The following is a 7,635-nucleotide window of genomic DNA, read 5'->3' as shown; positions in this document are numbered from 1 at the left end:
AATTCTGTTTGAGTGTGTAGTAGAGTAGACTGCGATCGCTCTAATTCTGTTTGAGTGTGTAGTAGAGTAGACTGCGATCGCTCTAATTCTGTTTGTGAATCTTTTTTAATTTTGTAAATATCAAGCCAATCTTGAAGAACCCAGTCTCTAAAATAAATATCAACTTCTAATGGATCTAGATGAACTGACTGACATTTTAAATCAGCTTGATCGTTTAAATTATTATATAGTTCTACTGCTTCTGGAAAAAACCTTTTAATTAGCATCTGTCTGTGAGCGTTCGATGCTAAACTATTCATTAATGATTTATCTGCAATACCTTCATTAGGATCTTTAATTTTAATACCAAATTTATTTACACATAATTTTGATATAACAGTATGATCTGCAATTACAGTATCAGTATTTAATAAAATGCATTTATCTGGAAACTGATGATGAAAATCTAGGATGATTTTGTTATAGTGCATCCAGATTTGTAAGGCGTATTTAGGATTGTTATAAAATATTTCATCTCCCCGACGATATAAAGAATTAATAACTTCCCAAGGCGATCTATATGTAAAGATAAAATATGCTTGCGGTAGTAAATTTTTCCAAAAATCTAAGAAAAGGGTAGTGCGTGGATCTTTCCATCCCCAGTAATTATCTTTTGCATTGTCGGCGATAATTAGTTTTGCTTTATCAAACAATTGGTGTGGTATCTCCATATCCTTCTGTACTGTCCATCCTTCCTGACTAATACCTTGAGAACGTAGAGCATGTTCGTGAAAACCTACGAAGTCTAAGTTTTCAAAATGGCCTTTTGGGTTACTATAAGCTGCACCCATTAATCTTTCACCTATATTTACTCCCGCACTTTCCATCAACGATGCAGTAAGCGAAGTGCCAGAACGATGCATTCCAGCAATTATGAAAATTGAAGATTTGTTATCTTGGCTTATCACAACTTTACCTTTCTTATTTAGCGAACAATAAACGATATCTTATTGATATGAATAAGTTGCACATTCTACAGGGATTTAAATTAAATATTATATTATTCTTTCTACTGATTGATTGACATCTTTTCTCATAAGTTTTGAGTATTATATCAGGGCATACAGAGGATTTAGATGGTGCAGTAATCTCTGTCAATTTTGATATTTTATCAGAATAAGCCTCTATGATATAGTTTTGCATTTTTTATGATGCATTCATCTAAAAACACAATACATATAAGCTTCTCTTATAAGAATTCATTATTTACATTTACCTCTTTCTGAGCTACAAACTTTAGGTATTTATTTACAACATCGCCTGCACTCCCAGTTAATTGGATTTTACCTTTATCTAACCATATAGATTGTTGGCAAGAATCTTCGAGAAATTTTAAATCATGAGATACTACTAAAATAGTCACATTTTCATCCCACAATTTTTCAATTCGCTGCTTACACTTGTTCTTAAAACTCTCATCCCCTACAGATAAAACCTCATCTAGAATTAGGATATCAGGCTGCACATCTGTTGCAATAGAAAAACCTAACCTTGCCACCATACCTGAAGATAATCCCTTGACTGGGACTAAAGCATAATCTTGCAATTCTGCAAACTCCAAAATTGAAGCTGCTCTATTTTTCATTTCCGATATAGAATATCCCAGTAGTACACCATATAGGATAATATTATCAATTACAGAAATTTCCGAATCAAAACCTGCTCCTAATTCAATCAAAGGAGCAATTTTGCCTCGTACCCGTACTGTTCCACTGGTAGGTTGCAAGATTCCAGAAATTACTTTTAGAAGAGTGGATTTACCGGAGCCATTCGCACCAATAATACCAATCTTTTCGCCTTTTTTAACGACGAAATCAATTTTATCCAGCACTAACTTTTTTACTGGTTGACGATATTTCCCCTCTAAAACAGATAGCATAGTTTTCTTAAGGTCATAAGAAAACTCCTCTTGTGTCCGTCGCAATAGCGAAACATTATCTAGGCGAATTACTTCCATTTACAGCAAATCCATGAATTGATGTCGCCACAAGTGAAAACAAGTCCATCCCAAGGCTAAAATAATTACCCCACTGAGCAAAGAACCCCAAATTAAACCTAAATCTGGCAGAGAACCTGATAATGTAATCTGACGAAGACTTTCAATAATTGGTGATAACGGATTAAGACCTAAAAACTGCCTTACCTGCGGTGGGACAATAGCTGCTGGATAAAATATCGGACTACTGAGCCAAATTACAAACACGACTAACTCATAAAAATAAGGCAAGTCTCTAAAAAATACGTATAAAGAACTGACTAAAAAACCTATTCCTGTAGAAACTAAAATTAAGGACAGAAAGGGAAATAGGAGTGCCAATACATTGACTAAACTCTTGGAATTAATGAAAGTCATTAATGCCAGTAAGGGAAATGTCCCTACTGAAAACTGAAATATGTTTGCACAAATCATTGATAAAGGAAAAACGCTGACTGGCAGACTAATTTTATTTAATAGTGAACCATTACCGACTACGCTAGTCAACGCCTGAGAGGTAGAAGCTGAGAAAAAATTGATCACTACCAGTCCCGTAAAGGCTGCCAATACGTAGTTTAATATTGAGTTACCGTAATAGGAAGCAAAAGTAGCGCCGAAAATTGCTGTGTACAGCCCCGTCATCATCAACGGGTTGAATAGCGACCAATAAACCCCCAGAATCGAACCTCGATAACGCACTTTGAGATTTCGTGCTACCAAAACGTGCAGCAATTCCCAGTAGCGCTGCACTTGCAACCAAGTTGAATTGTCTTTAAGCGAAATTCTCATTGTTAAAAACTACCACACACCACAGGCAAGTTATTTGCGATTTTTATACTAAGTAGGTAGGCGTAATTAAATATAATATCAAACCTCACCCTCAATTCCTCTCCTTACCAAGGCTACGGTGTATACACAAGTCTTCTAGAGTTGCCCCAGAGCCTTTTGATTTCCCCAACCCCCCGATAAATTGGGGGGCAAAAGTCTCTTAAAGTCCCCCAATTTATCGGGGGATTTAGGGGGATCTCCAACGATTTTGGGTTTGTACAGAGATGTGTGTACACCGTAGCCTTACTAAGGAGAGGGAAGCCGGAGGCAGGGTGAGGTTTTATATTTAATTTGACCCACTTATCTTATAAGAGCTTACTTTACTGCATCAGCCTACTATGAAGAACTTTACTTTAAAAAGCATTGTTAAGCACATTACCAATTACCATTTTTCTACTCTTAACCGCATCTTCCTCTTGGAAGACCAGTTAATTTATTAATTGGTTCCTAAAACTCTCTGCTGCAAATCAGCAGGTTTTTTATATCATAAAAATCTTTAAAAGTCAAATATCATTTGTGTGAGGATGTTTACATTATTTGATGATTTAGGCGCTACTTTAATTACCTAACTCAAACTATCTGGATCAACTCCCTGCGATCGCAAATATTCTGCCAATCGATCAGCGCGTTGGCGTTCTTGTTCAGCTTTTTCTTTTGATGTCGGCACCCAACCCTCTGAGTTATACCAGGCATTGTTTCTTGTGGCGGACGGGGTGGATCTGTTTGATACATGACTCTACCTTAGTTGCTTAACTCAAGCTATCTGGATTAACTCCTACCGATCGCAAATATTCAGCCAGGCGTTGCGATCGCAGCCGTTCTTGTTCTAACTGCAATTGTGCTTCTGATACCTGTTGCTGGGCTTCTGATGCTTGTTGCTGCGCTTCTGATGCTTGTTGCTGGGCTATAATAGCCACCTGTTGCGCCACAATAGCAGCTTCCTCTGGTGTTGGGACTAAATCACCATCGGGTGTAAAGTAGCGTAATTTACCTTCTTCTACGCCTAAATAGAGCCTAAGCACATCGCTCCAACGCCATCCTTGGGCATTTGGGGTAATTTCCTGATACTTGTTGCCTACCAACTCAAAACCCGCAAATTCCAAATTCTCCGGCGAAAACCAAAAATATTCTGGTGTGTGAAATCGATTTTCATAGAGATTTTTCTTCAAATTCCGGTCAATATCAGCCGTACTTTCAGAAAGTAATTCAATAATCAAATCTGGATAACGACCATCTTCTTCCCAGACTACCCAGGAATTACGCGATCGCTTTTCGGTGTCTTTGACCAAAAAAAAGTCTGGGCCTCGAAAATCTCGATTTCGCAACTGCTGACGGCTAAAATAAATTGTTAGATTCGCACCTATAAAGAAATCATTACAGTCACGCCATAGCCACTCAAGGGAAGTTACTAGCAGCAGTAGCTGCATATAGTGCAATGAAGTTTCCATCTCCGGCTCATCACTTAACAACTGAGTTGCATCGGGCATCTGCTGTTCTAGCTGTTGCGCTGTGACCAACACCATCGTTGTACCTGTTTGATTGTTGATTTAATTTTAAGCTTTTTGTCATTTGTTATTTGTCATTAGGGATTGGGAAAAATTTATTTCCTAGTCCCCAGTCCCCATTCTCTAAATTTGTGAAAGCTGAGTCACGGATTCCGCTACACTGAGACGAAGGTTTGTTGCATTGTAATCAGGCATGGAAATCGGACAAAAGGTTAAAGTCTTTCGCTTGCGCGATCGCGTTTCTGCCCCTGTTGTAAAAAAACTAGGGCAAGTGGGTACCATCCAAGGCTACAAAGTTACCGATGGTGCTGGAATCGGTGTCGTTGTGCTGTTTGAAGACAATACTTCCACTTGGTTTTTTGAAGATGAAATCAAACCTGTGTAGTTGGAAAGAACTCAGAACCGGGTTTTTCTTGGCATCTGATATCTCAAACACAGGCTGAGAATCTTTATTGAGTGCTAAGTTGGAGTTGAAAAGATCGGCGGTGAAAATAGGAATCAAGTAATGGCTCTAATATTGACATTTTTGGGCAAAGGCGGCACCGCTCGTACCAAAATTGCGATCGCCGCCGCCAAATTATTGGCAAGTCAAGGCAAGCGCGTACTTTTAGCAGGACAAGCAGAACCAACATTATCAATCCTGTTGGGTACTCCCATTGCTGCCGATCCTCAAGAGATCGCTCCCAAGTTACAGGCGGTACAGTTTAAAGCATCTGTACTGCTTGAGCGCAACTGGGACGAAGTAAAAAAACTTGAAGCGCAATACCTCCGCACGCCCATTTTCAAAGACGTTTTTGGTCAAGAACTGGTAGTATTACCAGGGATGGACAACGCCCTAGCCCTCAATGCTATCCGCGAATATGATGCCAGTGGCAAATATGATGCGATCGTCTACGATGGCACGGGTGACTCTTTAATGTTGCGAATGTTAGGTTTGCCAGAATCTCTCAGTTGGTATATCAGACGATTTCGGCAATTGTTTGTCAACTCCGATTTGGGGAAGACGATTACTGAATCGCCCTTAATTCAACCGCTAATTAGCAGCTTTTTCAATATCAACTGGACAGCAGATAACTTTGCAGGGCCTACTAACCAAGTGAATAATTTCTTGGAAAAAGGGAGAGCCGCACTTGCCGATCCTAAACGTCTCGCTGCTTTCTTAGTGACCACAGGAGATCCCATTGAGGTAGCAAATGCTCGTTATTTGTGGGGTAGCGCTCAACAAATTGGTTTAACAGTCGGTGGTGTTCTTCTTGTGTCTCCTGAGACAAATGTCAATCTGTCAGAGGAATTTATCCCCCTACCTGTGAGCGTCGTTCCCGACTCCCCCACAGGTGACTGGCAAACACTGATAGACGCACTACCCAACTTTGAAGCAGAAGCTTTACAGGCTCCTAAACCAATTGAAATAGACATCCACAATCGTCAAGTACGCTTATTCTTGCCAGGTTTTGACAAAAAGCAAGTCAAACTGACCCAATATGGGCCAGAAGTCACTGTAGAAGCAGGAGACCAGCGCCGGAATATTCCCCTACCCCCATCTTTGAGTGGCAGATCCGTTGTTGGAGCAAAGTTTCAGAATAATTATTTGATAATTTCGTTTTAAGTTATTAGGTATGGGCATGGGGCATAGGGGATGGGGCATGGGAAATAGGGAGTAAGGAATGGTGAAAAGTTAATCGCCAATGCCTAATTCCCAATGCCCAATGCCCAATTCCCAATTCCCAATTCCCAATTAATCAGTAAAAATTATGTCAGAATCAACTCCCATTAACCCAGAGCCTAACCCAACTGAGGCTACAGACTCAGTAGTAATTAATCCCAGTGAGCAAGCAATAGCAACGAGCGATCGCAATGCTAAAGCTAGGCAGCTGCTAGGGATGAAAGGTGCAGCTGCTGGGGAAACTTCAATTTGGAAAATTCGTTTGCAGTTAATGAAGCCCATTACCTGGATTCCCCTAATTTGGGGCGTAGTCTGTGGTGCGGCTTCTTCGGGTAACTATACTTGGACACTGGAAAATGTGTTGAAAGTATTAACCTGTATGCTGTTGGCTGGGCCATTGATGACAGGTTACACCCAAATCCTCAATGATTACTACGATCGCGAAATCGATGCCATCAATGAACCCTATCGTCCGATTCCCTCTGGGGCAATTCCCTTACCCCAGGTAATTATTCAGATTTGGGTATTGCTGATTGCTGGTAATGCTTTAGCATTTGTGCTAGATGTGTGGTCTGGTCATGAATTTCCGACAATTACAGCGATCGCAATTATCGGTTCTTTCATTGCCTACATTTATTCTGCACCTCCTCTGAAACTCAAGCAAAACGGCTGGCTAGGTAGTTACGCCTTGGGTGCAAGCTATATCACCTTACCTTGGTCTACAGGACACGCTTTATTTGGCGAACTCAATTCTACAATTATAATTTTGACAATGTTCTACAGCTTGGCTGGATTGGGCATTGCCATTGTCAATGATTTTAAGAGTGTAGAAGGCGATCGCCAGTTAGGATTAAATTCACTACCTGTAATGTTTGGCATCACCACTGCGGCATGGATTTGTGTAGTGACAATTGATGTATTTCAAGGATTTATTGCAACTTATCTTGTCAGCATCCATGAGAATTTGTATGCAGCAATCCTAGTGCTATTAATCATCCCACAAATCACCTTGCAAGATATGTATTTCTTGCGCGACCCTGTGAAAAATGATGTTAAGTACCAAGCAAGCGCCCAACCATTCCTTGTTCTCGGAATGTTGGTAACAGGTTTAGCGCTAGGTCATGCTGGCATTTAAATACTTCTATAGTCAGAAGTTAGGAATTAGGAGCGGAACCGGAGACGCTCCGCCTCCGGTTAGGAGTTAATATAATTCTAATTCCTAATTTGTATCAGGAAATACTGTGTTAGAAGTGATATCTCTTCTTCTTCGTGGGATTCAACCTTTATTAGTCCCAATTTGCTTTGTTGTTGCTTGGACTGTAACTATTCTCGCCGTTTTGAGTCTCTGGACGGCGGCGCGAGATAGTGTGACTACAGCCAAGCAAATGCATCAAATCCCCTGTACTGGTTGCCAATATTTTACCGACAATTACCGTCTTAAATGTACTGTGCGCCCATCTATTGCCAATACAGAAGAAGCGATCAATTGTCTTGACTATCAAGCAAAGACGAATCCTTATCTGTATTAGGGACTAGGGACTGGGGATTGGGGACTAGGGACTGGGGATGAGGGGGACGAGGGGGACGAGGGGGATAAGGAAGATTAATTACTGACTACTAACTAT

The 7,635-nt window shown here is 40.4% G+C and carries 8 protein-coding genes; 4 read left to right on the top strand and 4 right to left on the bottom strand.

What is annotated here, in order from left to right; genetic code table 11:
• The 4 genes from V7K38_RS01250 to V7K38_RS01230 form a co-directional block, all read right to left on the bottom strand.
• On the bottom strand, positions 1-947 hold a 947-nt coding region (locus tag V7K38_RS01250; protein WP_334854901.1), incomplete at its 3' end, for a sulfotransferase family protein.
• 281 nt (positions 948-1,228) lie between these two features.
• Complete coding sequence (locus tag V7K38_RS01245; protein ID WP_334854900.1) at positions 1,229-1,996, bottom strand: ABC transporter ATP-binding protein; 768 nt, start codon at positions 1,994-1,996, stop codon at positions 1,229-1,231.
• Positions 1,997-2,803, bottom strand: a complete 807-nt coding sequence (locus V7K38_RS01240; RefSeq protein WP_334854899.1) for an ABC transporter permease — start codon at positions 2,801-2,803, stop codon at positions 1,997-1,999.
• A gap of 788 nt (positions 2,804-3,591) precedes the next feature.
• Positions 3,592-4,362, bottom strand: a complete 771-nt coding sequence (locus V7K38_RS01230) for a Uma2 family endonuclease (protein WP_334854903.1) — start codon at positions 4,360-4,362, stop codon at positions 3,592-3,594.
• A gap of 178 nt (positions 4,363-4,540) precedes the next feature.
• Here V7K38_RS01230 and petP point away from each other — a divergent pair, with 178 nt between their 5' ends.
• The 4 genes from petP to V7K38_RS01210 all read left to right on the top strand — a co-directional run bounded on the left by petP (position 4,541) and on the right by V7K38_RS01210 (position 7,539).
• Positions 4,541-4,732 carry a cytochrome b6f subunit PetP gene (gene petP / locus V7K38_RS01225; RefSeq protein WP_334854898.1) on the top strand — a complete coding sequence of 64 codons (192 nt, stop codon included), beginning with the start codon at positions 4,541-4,543 and terminating at the stop codon, positions 4,730-4,732.
• Positions 4,733-4,852: 120 nt separating this feature from the next.
• Positions 4,853-5,953: a Get3/ArsA fold putative tail anchor-mediating ATPase NosAFP gene (locus V7K38_RS01220; protein WP_334854897.1), complete on the top strand. Its 1,101-nt coding sequence runs from the start codon at positions 4,853-4,855 to the stop codon at positions 5,951-5,953.
• A 145-nt stretch (positions 5,954-6,098) separates the two neighbouring features.
• Positions 6,099-7,145: a chlorophyll synthase ChlG gene (gene chlG / locus V7K38_RS01215; protein WP_334854896.1), complete on the top strand. Its 1,047-nt coding sequence runs from the start codon at positions 6,099-6,101 to the stop codon at positions 7,143-7,145.
• 106 nt (positions 7,146-7,251) lie between these two features.
• Positions 7,252-7,539 (top strand): hypothetical protein, encoded by a 288-nt coding sequence (locus V7K38_RS01210; RefSeq protein ID WP_334854895.1) that lies wholly within the window; start codon positions 7,252-7,254, stop codon positions 7,537-7,539.
• Positions 7,540-7,635 lie beyond the last annotated feature (96 nt).

The sequence above is a fragment of the Nostoc sp. genome (assembly GCF_036917465.1).
Classification (GTDB): domain Bacteria; phylum Cyanobacteriota; class Cyanobacteriia; order Cyanobacteriales; family Nostocaceae; genus Nostoc.
Note: the sequence above shows the minus strand (reverse complement) of the source record. Positions and strands in the feature narration are given on the sequence as shown.